General features: G+C 74.7%; 15 protein-coding genes. 9 read left to right on the top strand and 6 right to left on the bottom strand.

Translation table 11 applies throughout. The annotated features are described in order from the left end of the window. The first annotated feature begins 109 nt into the window (after nt 1-109). A complete protein-coding gene (locus ACIO6U_RS08325; RefSeq protein WP_355336412.1) occupies nt 110-1,510 on the top strand; it encodes a glutamate decarboxylase in 1,401 nt (466 codons plus the stop codon). A 13-nt stretch (nt 1,511-1,523) separates the two neighbouring features. Here the strand turns inward: ACIO6U_RS08325 and ACIO6U_RS08330 are convergent, their stop codons facing one another. Next, nucleotides 1,524-2,630 carry a PP2C family protein-serine/threonine phosphatase gene (locus ACIO6U_RS08330; RefSeq protein ID WP_401716620.1) on the bottom strand — a complete coding sequence of 369 codons (1,107 nt, stop codon included), beginning with the start codon at nt 2,628-2,630 and terminating at the stop codon, nt 1,524-1,526. Nucleotides 2,631-2,791: 161 nt separating this feature from the next. Between ACIO6U_RS08330 and ACIO6U_RS08335 the strand changes: the two genes are divergently transcribed. From ACIO6U_RS08335 to ACIO6U_RS08345, 3 genes are all read left to right on the top strand, one after another. Then, the gene (locus tag ACIO6U_RS08335; protein WP_355336410.1) at nt 2,792-3,019 is read left to right on the top strand and encodes a dodecin; all 228 of its coding nucleotides are present in this window, start codon (nt 2,792-2,794) and stop codon (nt 3,017-3,019) included. Between the two features lie 226 nt (nt 3,020-3,245). Next, on the top strand, nt 3,246-3,761 hold the full coding sequence (locus ACIO6U_RS08340) for a hypothetical protein (protein WP_355336409.1): 516 nt from the start codon (nt 3,246-3,248) through the stop codon (nt 3,759-3,761). Next, nucleotides 3,758-4,798 carry a rod shape-determining protein gene (locus ACIO6U_RS08345; protein ID WP_355336408.1) on the top strand — a complete coding sequence of 347 codons (1,041 nt, stop codon included), beginning with the start codon at nt 3,758-3,760 and terminating at the stop codon, nt 4,796-4,798. Before ACIO6U_RS08340 ends, ACIO6U_RS08345 begins: the two co-directional genes overlap by 4 nt. 114 nt (nt 4,799-4,912) lie before the next feature. Here ACIO6U_RS08345 and ACIO6U_RS08350 read toward each other — a convergent pair whose 3' ends face one another. Then, complete coding sequence (locus ACIO6U_RS08350; RefSeq protein WP_401716624.1) at nt 4,913-5,752, bottom strand: hypothetical protein; 840 nt, start codon at nt 5,750-5,752, stop codon at nt 4,913-4,915. A 216-nt stretch (nt 5,753-5,968) separates the two neighbouring features. Here ACIO6U_RS08350 and ACIO6U_RS08355 point away from each other — a divergent pair, with 216 nt between their 5' ends. Both ACIO6U_RS08355 and ACIO6U_RS08360 read left to right on the top strand, forming a co-directional pair. Continuing rightward, the gene (locus ACIO6U_RS08355) at nt 5,969-7,231 is read left to right on the top strand and encodes an APC family permease (RefSeq protein WP_401716627.1); all 1,263 of its coding nucleotides are present in this window, start codon (nt 5,969-5,971) and stop codon (nt 7,229-7,231) included. Nucleotides 7,232-7,331: 100 nt separating this feature from the next. Further along, nucleotides 7,332-8,351 carry an LD-carboxypeptidase gene (locus ACIO6U_RS08360; protein WP_401716630.1) on the top strand — a complete coding sequence of 340 codons (1,020 nt, stop codon included), beginning with the start codon at nt 7,332-7,334 and terminating at the stop codon, nt 8,349-8,351. A 123-nt stretch (nt 8,352-8,474) separates the two neighbouring features. Here ACIO6U_RS08360 and ACIO6U_RS08365 read toward each other — a convergent pair whose 3' ends face one another. After that, on the bottom strand, nt 8,475-9,536 hold the full coding sequence (locus tag ACIO6U_RS08365; protein ID WP_401716632.1) for a DUF2786 domain-containing protein: 1,062 nt from the start codon (nt 9,534-9,536) through the stop codon (nt 8,475-8,477). Between the two features lie 324 nt (nt 9,537-9,860). Here ACIO6U_RS08365 and ACIO6U_RS08370 point away from each other — a divergent pair, with 324 nt between their 5' ends. Further along, nucleotides 9,861-11,168, top strand: coding sequence for a GH25 family lysozyme (locus ACIO6U_RS08370; protein ID WP_401716635.1), 1,308 nt, complete (start codon nt 9,861-9,863; stop codon nt 11,166-11,168). A 237-nt stretch (nt 11,169-11,405) separates the two neighbouring features. Here ACIO6U_RS08370 and ACIO6U_RS08375 read toward each other — a convergent pair whose 3' ends face one another. Together ACIO6U_RS08375 and ACIO6U_RS08380 are read right to left on the bottom strand one after the other, a co-directional pair. Further along, nucleotides 11,406-12,332 carry a M56 family metallopeptidase gene (locus tag ACIO6U_RS08375; RefSeq protein WP_355336403.1) on the bottom strand — a complete coding sequence of 309 codons (927 nt, stop codon included), beginning with the start codon at nt 12,330-12,332 and terminating at the stop codon, nt 11,406-11,408. Next, nucleotides 12,329-12,769 (bottom strand): BlaI/MecI/CopY family transcriptional regulator, encoded by a 441-nt coding sequence (locus tag ACIO6U_RS08380; protein WP_401716638.1) that lies wholly within the window; start codon nt 12,767-12,769, stop codon nt 12,329-12,331. The genes ACIO6U_RS08375 and ACIO6U_RS08380 overlap by 4 nt, the downstream gene beginning before the upstream one ends. Before the next feature lie 113 nt (nt 12,770-12,882). Here ACIO6U_RS08380 and ACIO6U_RS08385 point away from each other — a divergent pair, with 113 nt between their 5' ends. Both ACIO6U_RS08385 and ACIO6U_RS08390 read left to right on the top strand, forming a co-directional pair. Continuing rightward, entirely contained in the window at nt 12,883-13,605 is a 723-nt protein-coding gene (locus ACIO6U_RS08385) for a DedA family protein (protein WP_355336401.1), read from the top strand. After that, nucleotides 13,602-14,207, top strand: a complete 606-nt coding sequence (locus tag ACIO6U_RS08390) for a phosphatase PAP2 family protein (RefSeq protein ID WP_401716641.1) — start codon at nt 13,602-13,604, stop codon at nt 14,205-14,207. The genes ACIO6U_RS08385 and ACIO6U_RS08390 overlap by 4 nt, the downstream gene beginning before the upstream one ends. A gap of 111 nt (nt 14,208-14,318) precedes the next feature. Here the strand turns inward: ACIO6U_RS08390 and ACIO6U_RS08395 are convergent, their stop codons facing one another. Beyond that, nucleotides 14,319-15,065 (bottom strand): phosphotransferase family protein, encoded by a 747-nt coding sequence (locus ACIO6U_RS08395; protein WP_401716644.1) that lies wholly within the window; start codon nt 15,063-15,065, stop codon nt 14,319-14,321. Nucleotides 15,066-15,068 lie beyond the last annotated feature (3 nt).

Raw genomic sequence — 15,068 nt, forward strand, 5'->3', positions numbered from 1 at the left:
GGGGAAGTTCCGGGGCGGGAGCGGGCGCGGGGCGGCGGGCGGGTGCAGGCTGGGCGGGTCGGGAAAGACGCCCGCGCACGCGCTGCCGGGCTCGCCACGGAAGGCTGACATGTCACTGCACAAAGGCACGGACTCCGCCCGCAACATCGCCGTCAACCCGTTCTTCGGTGAGGCGGACCCGGTCGACGGCCGGATGACGGCTCCGCCCAAGCACAAGCTGGCGGACGGACCCATGCCGCCGCACACCGCGTACCAGATCGTGCACGACGAGCTGATGCTGGACGGCAATTCGCGGCTGAATCTGGCGACGTTCGTCACGACGTGGATGGAGCCGCAGGCCAGTGTGCTGATGGCGGAGTGCGCCGACAAGAACATGATCGACAAGGACGAGTACCCGCGTACGGCGGAGCTGGAGCGCCGCTGCGTGGCGATCCTCGCCGACCTGTGGAACGCGCCGGACCCCAGCTCGGTGGTGGGCTGTTCGACCACCGGCTCGTCCGAGGCGTGCATGCTCGCGGGGATGGCCCTCAAGCGCCGCTGGATGCGGCGCACGCCCGGCTATCCGGCGACCGCGCGGCCCAATCTGGTGATGGGCGCGAACGTGCAGGTGTGCTGGGAGAAGTTCTGCGCCTTCTGGGAGGTCGAGGCGCGGCTGGCGCCGATGGAGGGCGACCGGCTGCACCTGGACGCGGAGTCGGCGCTCGCCCTGTGCGACGAGAACACCATCGGTGTGGTGGCCGTGCTGGGCTCGACCTTCGACGGGTCGTACGAGCCGGTCGCGGAGATCTGCGCGGCGCTGGACGCGTACGAGGAGCGGACCGGTACGCACATCCCGGTGCATGTCGACGGCGCGTCCGGCGCCATGATCGCGCCGTTCCTCGACGAGGACCTGGTGTGGGACTTCCGGCTGCCGCGGGTGGCGTCGATCAACACCTCGGGCCACAAGTACGGCCTGGTGTACCCGGGCGTGGGCTGGGCCCTGTGGCGGGACACGGAGGCACTGCCGGAGGAGCTGGTCTTCCGGGTGAACTACCTCGGCGGTGACATGCCGACCTTCGCGCTGAACTTCTCGCGGCCGGGCGCGCAGGTCGTGGCGCAGTACTACTCCTTCCTGCGGCTGGGCTGGGACGGCTACCGCGCGGTGCAGCAGGCCAGCCGGGACGTGGCGATGTCGCTGGCGGCGCGGATCGCGAAACTGGAGGACTTCACGCTGGTCAGCGCGGGTGACCAGTTGCCGGTCTTCGCCTTCACCACCGCGCCGGGGGTGGAGAACTACGACGTCTTCGACGTGTCGCGGCGGCTGCGCGAACGCGGCTGGCTGGTCCCGGCGTACACCTATCCGGCCGACCGCACCGATCTCGCGGTGCTGCGCATCGTCTGCCGCAACGGCTTCTCCGAGGACCTGGCGGACCTGCTGATGGAGGACCTGGGCCGCCTGCTGCCGGAGCTGCGCCGCCAGCCGCACCCGCTGAACCGCCCGGAGAACGTGGCGACCGCCTTCCACCACTAGCTGTCCGGGGGTCTCACGGCTGGCTGAGGCTCACCGCCAGCACCGCGCGGTCGTCGGCGACGGGCGCGCCGCCCGTCCAGGTGACCAGGTCCCGCAGCAGGACGTCGATGGCGTGCTGCGGGCCGGTCACCGGGCCGAGGCCGGAGAGCCGGATCTCGGGGTCGTAGAAGACGCCTTCGCGGTCGCGGGTCTCGGTCACGCCGTCGGTGACCAGCAGCAGTGTGGCGCCCGGCGGGAAGGACAGCTCTTCGGGCACCGTACGGACTCCGCCGAGGTCGCTCATGCCGAACGGCACGTCGGGGGCGGCGGCTTCGAGGGTACGTACGGTGCCGCCGTCGAGCAGGTACGGCGGCGGGTGGCCGCGGTTGAGCAGCCGCAGGGTGTCGCACACCTCCTCGGGGTCCTCGGGGCGGTGGACGAATTCGGCCAGCAGCCCGGTGGTGAAGCCCTCCAGGTACTCCTCGCCGCTGCCGCCGCCGCGCCGCTCCCGGTCCCGGTCCAGCGCCCGGTCCAGGCGCCGCGCGAGGCCCGGCAGGTCGGGTTCCTCGTCGGCCGCCTCGCGGAAGGCGCCGAGCAGCACCGCGACGCTGGCGACCGCGCCCATCCCCTTGCCGCGCACGTCCCCGATCAGCAGCCGTACGCCGTAGCGGGTCTGCTCGGCCGCGTAGACATCACCGCCGATCCGCGCCCCGCTCTGGGCGGCCTCGTACCGGGCGGCTATGGCCAGCGGGCCGATCCGGGGCGGCGGGTCGGGCAGCAGGGCGCGCTGGGCCGACTCGGCGACGTCCCGCACGGTGGCGAGCCGCCGCCCCGAACGGGTCAGCGCCCGGTTGACGGCGAGGCCGATGACGGCGGAGAGCACCACGTTCAGGATCTCGGCCACGCCGACGCCCTCGCGGATGATGCCGCCGTGGACGGTGAGCACGAAGACGCCCACCAGCGACGCCAGACAGGTGAGGACCGCGATGCGGGCGGACTGGATCGCGCCGGCCAGGACACAGGCTCCGGCCAGCATCGTGTCGCCGGTGTAGGGATTGGGCGTGACGAGGTCGAAGACCAGTCCGCCGACGATCATGGCGGCCGGGACCCAGCGCATCATGGCGGTGGGCCAAGGGGTCACAGTCCGCACATCGTCCACTTGAGGATAATATGCCCGATTCGGGGTGAAGGGGATGCCCCGGCGGAGCCGTCCGGGACGGAACGGGACGGATGCGTCCCGCGGTGATGCGGGCCGCGCCCGTCTGCGGCACGGTGGAGGGACCTCCGAAGGAAAGGTCCGTCATGGCCGAGCACACCTATCGGGTCACCGAGATCGTCGGCACCTCGCACGAAGGCGTGGACGCCGCCGTCAGGAACGGCGTCAAGCGGGCCGCGCAAACGCTGCGCGGTCTCGACTGGTTCCAGATCACCGAGGTCCGCGGGCACATCGTGGACGGCGAGGTCGAGCACTACCAGGTGGGGCTGAAGGTGGGGTTCCGTCTGGAGGACACGGACGGCTCCGCCGGGTAGCGCCCGCCGCACGGGGTGCGCCCCGTCAGGGGCGCCGGGCCCGCGACGGGCGGTGCGGCACCGCCCCGGTCGGCCGTACGGCGTCACCCGCTCGGCGCGGCCCGGCCCCCGTTCGGCGTATCACCGGTCGCCGTATCCGACAGGGCGTCAGATCCTTTTGTCATTAAGGCGGGTCATAGCCGGATTCGGCCCCGCCGTGGACGCTGACGCACTCTCGGGAGCCCGTATGAGCCAGGAGACGCCCACCCCGCCGCCCCCGCCGGGGTACACACCCCCGCCGCCCACGCCCCGCGAGTCCGCGTGGGCCGCAGGTGGCACCGTCTTCGCCGGGATGATGCTGGTGTTCGGCGGCGCGCTGGCGATCCTGGAGGGGATCGTCGGCATCAGGAAGAACTCGGTGTACGTCTCCACGCGGGACTACGTCTACAAGTTCGACGTCACGTCCTGGGGCTGGATCCACCTGGCGCTCGGCGTGGTCGCCGTCCTCGTCGGCTTCGGCCTGCTGGCCGGTTCCGCCTGGGCGCGCTGGGGCGGCATCCTGATCGCCGGGCTCAACCTGGTGGCGAACTTCATGTTCCTGCCGTATCAGCCGGTCTGGGCCGTGGTCATGATCGCCATCGACGTCTTCATCATCTGGGCGCTGGCCACGTACGAACCGGCCGGGCACGGTCACGGGTCGCACGGCGGCTCGCACGGCGGGCGGCACGGCACCTCCGCCCCGGGCGCCGGGGGCCGGCTGTGACGTACACGAGCCCCACACTGGAACAGCTCCGCCGCTGCACGGTCGCCGTCGACATCGGCGCCGCCCGTACCCGCGTCTACGTCCGCAACGTCGGCGTCGTCGCCGACGAGCCGAGCGTGGCCGCGGTCGACGTACGCACCGGCGCGCTGATCGCGGTCGGCGAGCGCGCCGAGCAGATGGCCGGGCGCACCCCCGGGCACATCCGGGTGGCCAGGCCGGTCGCGGGCGGCGCGGTCGTCGACATCGAGATGGCGCGGCGCATGCTCAAGCACGTGCTCGGCGACAAGCTCGGCAAGCGGTGGCGGCGCATGCCGGTGCTGCGCGCCGCGGTGTGCATGCCGCACGGCAGCGAGCCGATCGCGCGGCGCGCGGCCATCGAGACGCTGTACGGGCTCGGCGCGCGCAAGGTCGAGCTGGTGGACACGCTGATCGCCGCGGCGGTCGGCTGCGGGCTGCCCGTCGAGCACCCCGAGGCCACGATGATCGTGGTGTGCGGCGCCGGTACGACGCAGGTCGCCGTGCTGTCGCTGGGGTCCATCGTGGCCGCGGAGACGGTGCCGGTCGGCGGTGACGCCATCGACCGCGCGGTCGTGCAGCACCTGCGCAACCACCACGAGTTGATGCTGCCCAGCCAGTCGGTACGGCCGCTGCACCAGATGCTCGGCTCCCCCGGCACCGGCGGGACGGTCACCACCGAGGTCCACGGCCGCGACGTCGTCAGCGGCCTCGCCCGCTCCGTCCTCGTCGAGACCGAGGGCGTGCGCCACGCGATGCGCACCCCGCTCACCTCCGTGCTCGACGCCATCACCACCGTGCTGCGCGCCTGCCCGCCCGACCTGGTCGCCGACCTCGCCGACCGGGGCATCATGCTGGCGGGCGGCAGCGCCCTCATGCCCGGCCTCGACCTCATGCTCGGCCAGGCCACCGGCATGCCCGTCCACATCGCCCCCCGCCCCGACACCGTCGCCGTCCAGGGCCTCGGCGCCATGATCGAGGGCCGGGTCCGCCCCATGGTCCTCGACCCCCTGACGGTCTAGGCGTATTGACCACCAGCCCCCCGTCACCCGCGTCGACAACCCTCCGGGTCCCTACACCCAGGGCCGTCCGAGGGCACCCTCCCCCCACGGCGGGTGCCCTCCCAGGACGCGCCTTCAGCGCGCGGCCCGGTACGCCAGGCCCCGTACGAAGGCGTCCCGCACGCTCGCCCTCAGCTGCCGGGCCCAGGGCGGGTCGGTCTCGCCGCGCGCCGTGCTCCAGCAGGCGAGGGCGTAGCCGTACTCCGCCGGGCTCAGGTACCCCATCCGGTACCAGGGCTCGTCCCCGCGGCCGGTGAGCATCCGGTCGGTGAGATCGCCGACCGGCACCACCGAGTACCCGGCCGCCTTCACGTAGTCGTCCGCGGCGTTGGCCGTCAGGACGCCCATGCCGAGGTGGACGGTCACCAGGTCGGTGAGGCGCTCCTCCTGCGCGCGGGAGATGCCCAGCCCGGCCACCCGCCGCTCGCCGACCAGCCGGGCGTGCGCCAGCTCGTGGGCGACGAGCCCCGCGAACGCGTCGGGCCGCGCGGCCACACCGCGGTCCAGTTCGATCACCGCCCGGCCGAGCACCTTGCGGTATTCAGCGACCTGGTGCCTCTTGCCCGGGACCTGCTCCGGGGAGTCCACCAGCAGCACACGGACGCCGGAGACGTCCGCGCCCATCACCGCGCCGATCCGCCGCACCAGCGGCTCGACCCGCTCCCGCGTGCCGCTGAAGTCCGCGGGGACGAAGCCCGGCAGCGCGATCTCGCGGTGCGCGGTCGCGGGCCCGAACTCCTCGGCGCACCACCGCAGCCACCGCTCGGTCCAGGCCCGCTCCCTGTCCGGTACGGGACACGCTCCCGGTACGTCGGCCCGCAGCCACGGTTTCGGCTCCGTCGTCCTCGGCCCGCCCGGCGCCGGGTCCCTCGCCCGCAGCCAGTCCGCCACCCCGTCCGGCACCCGTCGGCCCATGCCACCCCCCCGGTGTTCCCACCCGCCCTCTCCCCCCAGGACGCCCCCCGACCTCCCGCCAGTTGCAGCAGCCGGGCCCGCCGCTCGCCACTGACCGGCGCGGGTCCTCGCGGCTCCCGCCGCCGCGGCCGCCGGAGGTGAACACGGCGTGGCCGGGGGCGGAAATGTGGTCGGCGGGGATCGCGGGGGGCGCCCGGGGGCTGGGAGCATGCGGGCGTGACGGGTGCGGCGGCGGGAGAGTTGAGGCGGCGCCTCGGTGTGGGGGACGCCGTGGTGATCGGCCTCGGGGCGATGATCGGCGCCGGGGTCTTCGCGGCGTTCGCTCCCGCGGCCCGCGCCGCGGGCACCGCGCTCCTCGCGGCCCTGGCGGTCGCTGCCGTCGTGGCGTACTGCAACGCGACGTCCTCGGCGCGTCTGGCGGCCCGCCACCCGCGCTCCGGCGGGACGTATGTGTACGGCACGGAGCGGCTCGGCCCCCTCTGGGGCTACCTGGCCGGGTGGAGCTTCGTGGCGGGCAAGACGGCCTCGTGCGCGGCGATGGCGCTGACGGTGGGGGCGTACGCGTGGCCCGAGCACCGCCGCGCGGTGGCGGTCGCGGCCGTGGTGGCCCTGACGGCTGTGAACTGCCTGGGCGTACGGAAGGCCGCCTGGCTGACCCGGCTGATCGTGGCGGTGACCCTCGCGGTCCTCGCGGCGGCGGTCACCGCGTGCCTGACCAGTACGCGGGCCGACGCGGGACGGCTGGCGTGGGACGGTGCCGCCTCCGGCCCGCACGGCCTGCTCCAGGCCGCCGGTCTGCTCTTCTTCGCCTTCGCGGGGTACGCCAGGATCGCCACGCTCGGCGAGGAGGTGAAGGACCCGGCGCGGACCGTCCCCCGCGCGATCCCGCTGGCGCTCGGCGTGACCCTCGTGGTCTACGCGGCCGTCGCCGTCGCCCTGCTGACCGTTCTCGGTCCCGACGCCCTGGCCCGCTCGGCCGCGCCCCTCACCGACGCCGTCCGTACGGCCGGGGTGCCGGGTCTGGCCCCGGTGGTCCGCGTCGGCGCGGCCGTGGCCGCCCTCGGCTCCCTGCTGGCGCTGATCCTCGGCGTCTCCCGTACCACCCTGGCGATGGCACGCGACCGGCACTTCCCGTACGCGCTCGCCGCCGTCCATCCGCGCCACGGGACCCCGGTCAGGGCGGAGGCGGCGGTCGGCGCCCTGGTCGTGGCGCTCACCGCGACCACCGATCTGACCGGGGCGATCGGCTTCTCGTCCTTCGGCGTCCTCGTCTACTACGCCGTCGCCAACGCCAGCGCCCTGCGGCTGGGCGCGGACGAGCACCGGCCGCACCCGGCCGTTCCGGTCGTCGGCCTGACCGGCTGCGCGGTGCTGGCCGCGCGCCTCCCCCCGGCCTCGGTGCTGGCCGGTCTCGGCGTGACGGCGGTCGGCGCGGTGGCGTACGCGGTGTCCCCGCGCCGCCCCGGCCGGTCGTCCTGAGCGGCGCCCGGTGTCGACCGCGCCGAGCAGTGGCCGCCTCGGGCGGACGACCGGCGTAAATCGCGTGACCGCCTCCAGGGGCAGCGGCGAGACTGACGCCATGACCGGTTCCGCACCGCCTCACCCGCTTCGACCGCGCGCGCTGGGGCCCGGGGATCTCGTGGTCCTCGCGGCGCTGTCCGGTCCGCTGTCCGCCGCGCACGAGCCCCATGTCGAGCGGACGGTGGCGGTGCTCGAACGGATGGGATTCCGCGTGCGCCGGGCTCCGCTGCTCGAAGCGGGCCGAAGCCATTGGTGGAGCGCGGCCGCACCGGCGGAGATCGCCGCAGAGCTCAACGGCCTTCTGCGTGATCCCGAGGTGCGCGCGATCGTCGCGAGTGACGGCGGCCAGACGGCGCTCGGCTACCTCGACCTGATCGACGTCGAGGCGATCAGGGCCGACCCCAAGCCGATCCTCGGCTACAGCGACATCTCGCTGCTGCATCTGGTGCTCCACGCACGCACGGGCCTGGTCGGGTTCCACGCCGACATGGCCGTCCCCGGCTTCGGCGGGCACTGGCGGTCCGCGCCCGCTGCGCGCCAGGCGGAACTCGAGAAGCTCTACTCCAGGCTGCTGACCTGTACCGAGGCGATCGGCGCGCTGCCCGCGAGCCCGTCGTGGGAGTGCTGGCGTCCCGGCCGTGCCGAAGGCCGTCTGATCGGAGGGGTGATCAACCGCGTCGTGCTGGCGCAGGCGACGCGGTTCGCGCTGCCGCTCGAACGGTTCGACGGCGCGGTGCTGTTCTGGGAGGAGACGGGCGGCCTGGCCTCGCACGTGTGGAGCTATCTGCAAGTGCTGCGGCACTCCGGCGTCCTCGACCGGATCTCCGGCATGGTCGTGGGCGTTCCGGGCGGGATCGGCGGACTTGAGCCCGGCGCGTCCCCGACCCTGCCCGAGCTGGTCCTCGACGTCCTCGGCGACCGTGACATCCCGGTCCTGGGCAATGTCGAGTTCGGGCACGCCGGTCCGAATCTGCCGATGCCGGTCGGCATTCGCGTCGGCCTCGACGCGCGACGGCGGACGTTGTCGCTCCTCGAACCGGCGGTGGGGCCGCGCGCGGCGACAGGCCCCGTCGGCTGAACACCGCCGATCAGCGAGCGGACGGCGAGCGGACGCGGTCACCGGCGGTGAGAGGGCGTCCACGCGGACGCGACCGTGGGGGCCGGGCGCGGGCTCTCCTCGGACGAGCGGTGGGGCCGGGGTTCAGAAGCGGGCGCGGTCGGCCGCCGCCTCGCCGTGGCGCCAGCCCTCGGCGTCGCGGCCCTTGAGCCGCGAGGTGGTGGTGGACGGGAACATGCGGCGGGTCGCGTCGCGTACGTCGACCTCGCGGGCGGCGAGGACGGGCAGCAGGTCGGCGGGCGGGGTGGCGGTCTCGGCCTGGGCCTCCCGGGTGGCGGCGGCCAGGCGTTCGCGGACGCGGCCCGCGTAACCGATCAGGAAGGACTCGCGGAAGTCGCGCGAGCGCGAGGTGCCGCCGCGCAGGGCGTGGTCGGCCTGGACGAGCAGCGAGGTGTAGAGGAGTTCGACGGCCTCCAGGTCGGTCGCGAAACCGACCACCGTCGAGAAGCCGAAATCGGCCGCCCACACCGCCTGGCAGCGGTTCGCCGCCGCGACGGCGTCCAGCAGCAGGGCCTTCGCGCCCTCGTACGGGCGGTCCACCCCGATCCGGCACGCGCCGGGGCCCCGGCCCGGCGCCCCGGGCGCTCCCGTGGCCGCGACCAGCGCCTCGTCGATGCTGTGCCTGGCCATCAGGTGCTGGGCCTTCGCCGACAGCGCCTCGGCCTCCTCGGGGAAGCCGGTGGACTCGGCCTTCGCCAGCAGCGCCCGGATGCGGGCGAGCATCTTGGAGTGCGGGCCGGTGGCCGGGGCCGCCGACGCGGGGCCCGGCGTCAGAGGGGTGATGCGGGGCAGCCGCCCGTACAGGCAGAGCAGTTCCACGAGGGCCGTCGCCGTACTGAAGCGGTCGAGCCGCTCGCTGCGGGCGAACTCCGCGAGGAAGGGTTCCTCGCCGTCCCCCGCGGCCCGCGCCAACCGCTCGTGCCGCGCGTCGAGTTCCCGCCCCGCCATCCGTACGAGGTCCCGAAGCTCCCACCCGCGCGCCCCGCACTCCCGCACCACCCGCCCGGCCAGCTTCCCGGCCGCGCCCTCCCACCTCTCACCCGCGGCGGCCAGCACCGACGCCGCCGCGTCCACGGCGGCTTCCTCCGCCGTCGCCCCCGCGCCGGAGACCACCGCCGCCGCATACGCCCGCTCGAACTCGTCCACGGATCCATGGTCGCCGACGCGGCGCGCGCCGCTCGCCGGCCCCCGCGGGCCGAGCGCCTACGCGGTCCCCCGCACGGGCCCCGAGAGCCGGAACGTGTTGCGGCCATGTCAATCCGTCCCTTAGGTTGACGCGCGTCGACACAGCCTGCGCGCAGAGGAGTTGATGTGCTGTCCGTGCTCTGGTGACGCCGCCCCGACCGGGCTCACCGGCCGCTCACAGTCCCGGCACCCGCACCCCGACTCCCACCGCCGACGACCGCACCGCTACACCCCCCGGCTCAGCGCGTCAGAGCGTGTCCCCCTCCACACACCCCTGGGAGCATCATGTCCGCAACCACCCCCTCGCGGTTCAGGCCAGCCACCCGCGGTACGGGCTCGGGCCGGAAGACGGCCTGCGCGGCCGGGCTGCTGGCCGCCGCCGTGACCCTGCTGGTCCTGCCCGGCACCGCCTCCGCGTCGACCGCCGCCGCCGACGGCCGCGGCACCCCGACCCGTATGACGCACCCGGATCAGGACCACGCCGGATCGGGGCTCGGGAGCCAGGGCGCGGGAACGCTGTCGGCCGCGGCGCGGGCGGCCGTCGGCACGGGCCCGGCCGGTCTCGACGTCAGCGGTTACCAGGGCAACGTCGACTGGGCGTCCGTCAAGAGCAAGGGCGCCGCCTTCGCCTACGTCAAGGCCACCGAAGGCACCACGTACACGAGCCCGAACTTCTCCCAGCAGTACAGCGGCTCCTACAACGCCGGGCTGGTCCGCGGCGCCTACCACTTCGCGCTGCCGAACAATTCGAGCGGTACGGCGCAGGCCGACTGGTTCGTCGGCCACGGAGGCGGCTGGAGCGCCGACGGGAAGACGCTGCCGCCCGCCCTGGACATCGAGTACAACCCGTACGGGGCCACCTGCTACGGGCTGAGCCAGAGCGCGATGGTGAGCTGGATCCGGGACTTCAGCAACGAGGTGCGCACCAGGACCGGGCGCTACCCGACGATCTACACCACCACCGACTGGTGGACGTCGTGCACCGGCAACAACAGCGGTTTCGGCGCCACCAACCCGCTGTGGGTGGCCCGTTACAGCAGCGGCCCCGGCACGCTGCCGGCCGGCTGGTCGGCCCAGACGATCTGGCAGTACGCCGACTCCGGCACCTTCCCCGGTGACCAGGACACCTTCAACGGCACCCTCACCGACCTCCAGAACTTCGCCAAGGGCAGCGGCTACAACCCGCCGCCGACCACGAGCTGGCCGACCGTCCAGCAGGGCGCGAGCGGCGAGCGGGTCAAGACGGTCCAGTACCTGCTCAACGCGCACGGTTCGTCCTTGGCGGTGGACGGTGCCTTCGGCGCGGGTACGAACACCGCCGTCCGCTCCTTCCAGTCCGCCCACGGCCTCACCGCCGACGGCGTCGTCGGCCCCAACACCTGGCAGGCCCTGATCGTCACCGTGCAGCAGGGCTCGTCGGGCGCCGCGGTCCAGGCCGCGCAGAGCCAGCTCAACGCGCACGGTTCGTCCCTGGCCGTGGACGGCGCCTTCGGCGCGGGCACCAACACCGCCGTCCGCTCCTTCCAGTCCGCCCACGGCCTCACCGCCGACGGGATCGTCGGCCCGAACACCTGGCAGGCCCTGGTCTCCTGACCCTCGGCACGCCCTGACCGGACAGCGGCAGCACCCGCGATCCCGGTACGGCACCCCGGTCGCGCTCCACCGGCCGGGGTGCCGTTCGCGTGAACGCGGAAGGCATGGGTCACCGCGCGCCGGCGCCGCGCGACATCGGCCCCCTCCCGGGGCCGGGGGCCTCGGGCGACGGGCGACGGGCGACGGGCGACGGGCGACGGGCGACGGGCGACGGGCGACGGGCGACGGGCGACGGGGTCAGCGTTCGCCCTGGGCGACCTCGATGGAGCCGTGGAGGTCGTGGGCGGCCTGGAGGGCGCTGGCGGCGGACAGGGCGAGGCAGGAGGCCAGGACGAGGGCTATGGCGCGGGGGGCGCGGGCGCGGAGGTGGGGGGTGGTCGGGGGGTGGGCCAGGAGGGCGGCGACGCGGCGCGGCACGGGCCCGGTGGCGGCCGGGAGCGCGGCGTGCGGCCGGACGCCGGGCCGGGAGGCGAGGGCGGCGCGCCCGATGGCGCGGGCGGCGAGGCGGCGGTCGCCGACGGCGAGGGCGGCGGACTCGTCGGCCCAGCGTTCGAGGGCGTAGGACAGCGGCCCGCGCAGGCCGCGCAGGGCGGGGTGGCAGGAGGAGGCGAGGGCGAAGGCGGCGAGGAAGAGGTGGTGGCGCCCGGCGAGGTGGGCCCGCTCGTGGGCGAGCAGCGCCTCGCGCTCGGCGGGACCGAGGGCGCGCAGCATGCCGGTGGTGACGACGATCCGGCCGGGCCGTCCGGGCAGCGCGTACGCGTCGGGGCCGGGGTCCTGGAGGACGGTGAGGTCACCGGCCGCCGTACCGGCCGCGACGGCGCGCCTGCGGGCCCGCGCGGCGAGCACGAGGTGGCGGCGCGAGGTGCGGACCAGCGCCGTGACGACGGCGGCCAGCAGCACGGCGGCGACGCACGCGGCGGCCACCGTCACCTGGTCGCCGACCACCGGCAGCACGAAGTGCGCGAAGGCGGCGACCGGCGGGAGCCGCAGGGCGCCCGCCCCGGCGAGCAGCAGCAGCGCGGTGGTGCTGCACGCGGCGAGCGCGACGGCGGACCCGGCGAGCAGCCAGGCCGCGGCGCGCGGCGGCAGCGCGTCCGCCAGCCGCCGCGCGGCGGGCACGGCGAGCAGCGGGAGCAGCAGCGGCGCCCAGACGGCGAGGTTCACGGGCGGCGGCCCTCCGAGGCGGGGCCGGCGGGGCCGGGGGCAGGGGACGGCCCGTCGTCCTCCGCCTGGACCAGCAGCTCGCGCAGCAGCCGTTCGTCGTCCGGGTCGAGCTGGGAGACGAAGCGGGCCAGGACCGTACCGCGGTCGTCCTCACCGGACTTGTCCAGCTCGGTGCGCATGCGGCGGGCGGCCAGGCCCGGCGAGTCCTGGACCGGCAGGTAGGCGTAGCCGCGCCCCGAACGGGTGCGGCTGACGGACCCCTTCTCGTAGAGGCGCGCGAGGATCGTGGTGACGGTGGTGCGCGCGAGGGCGGTGCCCAGGTCGCGCTGGACGTCGGCGGGGGTCAGGGCGCGGCCGTCGGCCGCCCACAGCGCGGCCAGCACGCTCGCCTCGAGTTCACCCGAAGGCCGCCGGGCCGACGCGTTGGCCTCCGTCATGGATCGCCCCTTCCGGCTCGTTCGTCTACAGTTCTGTAGACCGACTACACGACTGTAGTCGGGGAGGGTGCCGCGCGGCACCCCAGGACCCATTATGGGAGGGCCCCACCGTCATGCCCCTGCCCGCGCTCGATCAGGCCGTGAACGTCCTGGACGCGACCTCCCTGCTGTCGTCCTTCGGGGCCATCGGCATCGCGGTCATCATGTTCGCCGAAACCGGCCTGCTCATCGGCTTCTTCCTGCCCGGCGACTCGCTGCTCTTCACCGCCGGGCTGCTGTGCGTGCCCGGCGCCTCCGATGTGGTGCATCTCTCGCTGTGGCAGGTGCTGCTCGCCGCCGTGGCCGGGGCGCTGCTGGGGGCGCAGACCGGTTACGTGATCGGACGGCGCGGCGGCCCCGCGCTGCTGAACCGCACGAAGAACGCCAAGCTGCACCAGGGCGCGGCCAGAGCCGCGGAACTCCTCGAACGGTACGGCCACGCCAAGGCCGTCGTCCTGGCCCGCTTCATCCCCATCGTGCGCACGGTGCTCAACCCGCTCGCCGGGACGCTGAACGTGCCGGTCCGCACCTTCACCGTCTGGCAGATCGCGGGCGGCGCCGTCTGGACCGTCGGCCTGGTGCTCGGCGGCTACGGGCTCGGCTCGTCGATCCCGCACGTGGACACGTACCTGCTGCCGATCGTCGCGGTGATCGTGGTCGTCTCGCTGGCGCCGCTGGTCCTGGAGGTACGGCGCAGCCGCCGCGACGGCGCGAAGGCGGCCGACGCCGAGCCCGTACCCGCCGCGTCCGCCCCCGCCGTGACGACCCCCGCCGCCTCTGACCCGGAGCGCCCGTGACCTCGCAATTCGACGCGGGCCTGTACCGCTGGATCACCGACCTCGCGGGGCGCACCCCGCAGCCCGTGGACGACACCGTCCGCTTCTTCAGCGACTACGGGCTCGGCCTCTTCGCCGTCCTGATGCTGATCGTCTGGTGGCGGGCCCGCCCCGCCGGGTCCGCCGCGATGGCGGCGGCGCTGGCCGTGCCGTTCACCGTCGTGGTCGCCTTCCTCGTCAACGACGGGGTCAAGGCGGTCTTCGACGAGCAGCGGCCCTGTCAGACGATGCACACCGTCACGGTCGAGACGTGTCCGGCGCTCGGCGACTGGTCCTTCCCCAGCAACCACTCCGCCATCGCCGCGGCCGCCGCCGTCGGCCTGCTCTTCGCCGACCGGCGCCTGGGACTGCGCCTCGCCGTCCCCCTCGCCCTCCTCATGGCCGCCTCCCGCGTCTGGATCGGCGTCCACTACCCGCACGACGTCGTCGTCGGCCTCCTCGTCGGCGCCCTCGTCGCCTGGCCCGTCTCCCTCCTGGCTCCCCGCGCCGCCCCCGCCGTCGACCGCCTCCGCGCCACCAGACTCCGCCCCCTGGTCCACGCCCTGCGTCCCGCCGCCGAATAGCCTTCCGGGGTACGGCCCCGGTCGGTTGACCGCGCCGCGCTGTGGCGCGGCCCGGGGCTCGGGGCTCGGGGCTCGGGGCTCGGGGGTCTGCGTACGGGTCTGCGTACGGGGCTACATGCGGGATTTCAGGACGTCGACCTCGCAGCCCGGGGCGAACGGGTCGAAGCCGTGTTCGGTCAGCCAGCGGACGCCCAGGAGGGCGCGCAGGGACCACCAGGCGCGCAGGGCGTCGAGGTCGACGTCGGCGCCGTAGCCGGTGAGGAGGTCGCCGAGGCGCTCCTCGTGGCCGAGGGTCAAGGTGGCGAGGTCGAAGAGGGCATCGCCCCGGCCCGCCTCCGACCAGTCGATGATGCCGGTGACCTCGGCGCCGTCGACGAAGACGTGATCGATCTGGAGGTCGCCGTGCGCGAACACCGGGGTCCACGCCCGGAGCGCGGCCTCGGCGACCCGGCGGTTGCGGGTGACCAGGGCGGCGGGCAGGACGCCGCTGGTCACCAGCGCCTCGCACTCGCCGTCGAGTTCCCCCGCCAACTCGCCGGGGTCGCGGCGGCGCCGGCCGGGCCAGGGCGGCAACGGCGCGTCGTGCAGCCGCCGGACGGCGGCGCCCGCCGCGGCCCACGCCGCCGGGGACGCGGGCGACGGCTCACCGAGGCGGCCGAGCGCCGTGCCCCGGACCGCGGCGAGCGCGAGCACGGGCGGCTCGCGCCACAGGATCTCCGGGGTCGGGACCGGCGCCAGGGCCATCGCCTCGACCTCGACGTCGATACGCGCCTGATCGGCGTCCACCTTCAAGAACACGTCGCCGACGCGCAGGGTCGCGCGCTCGGAGTGGGCGACCACCACATTGACCTCGTCCATGGG

Origin of the sequence: Streptomyces sp. NPDC087422 (genome assembly GCF_044744145.1) — a bacterium.
In the GTDB taxonomy this organism is placed as follows: Bacteria; Actinomycetota; Actinomycetes; order Streptomycetales; family Streptomycetaceae; genus Actinacidiphila.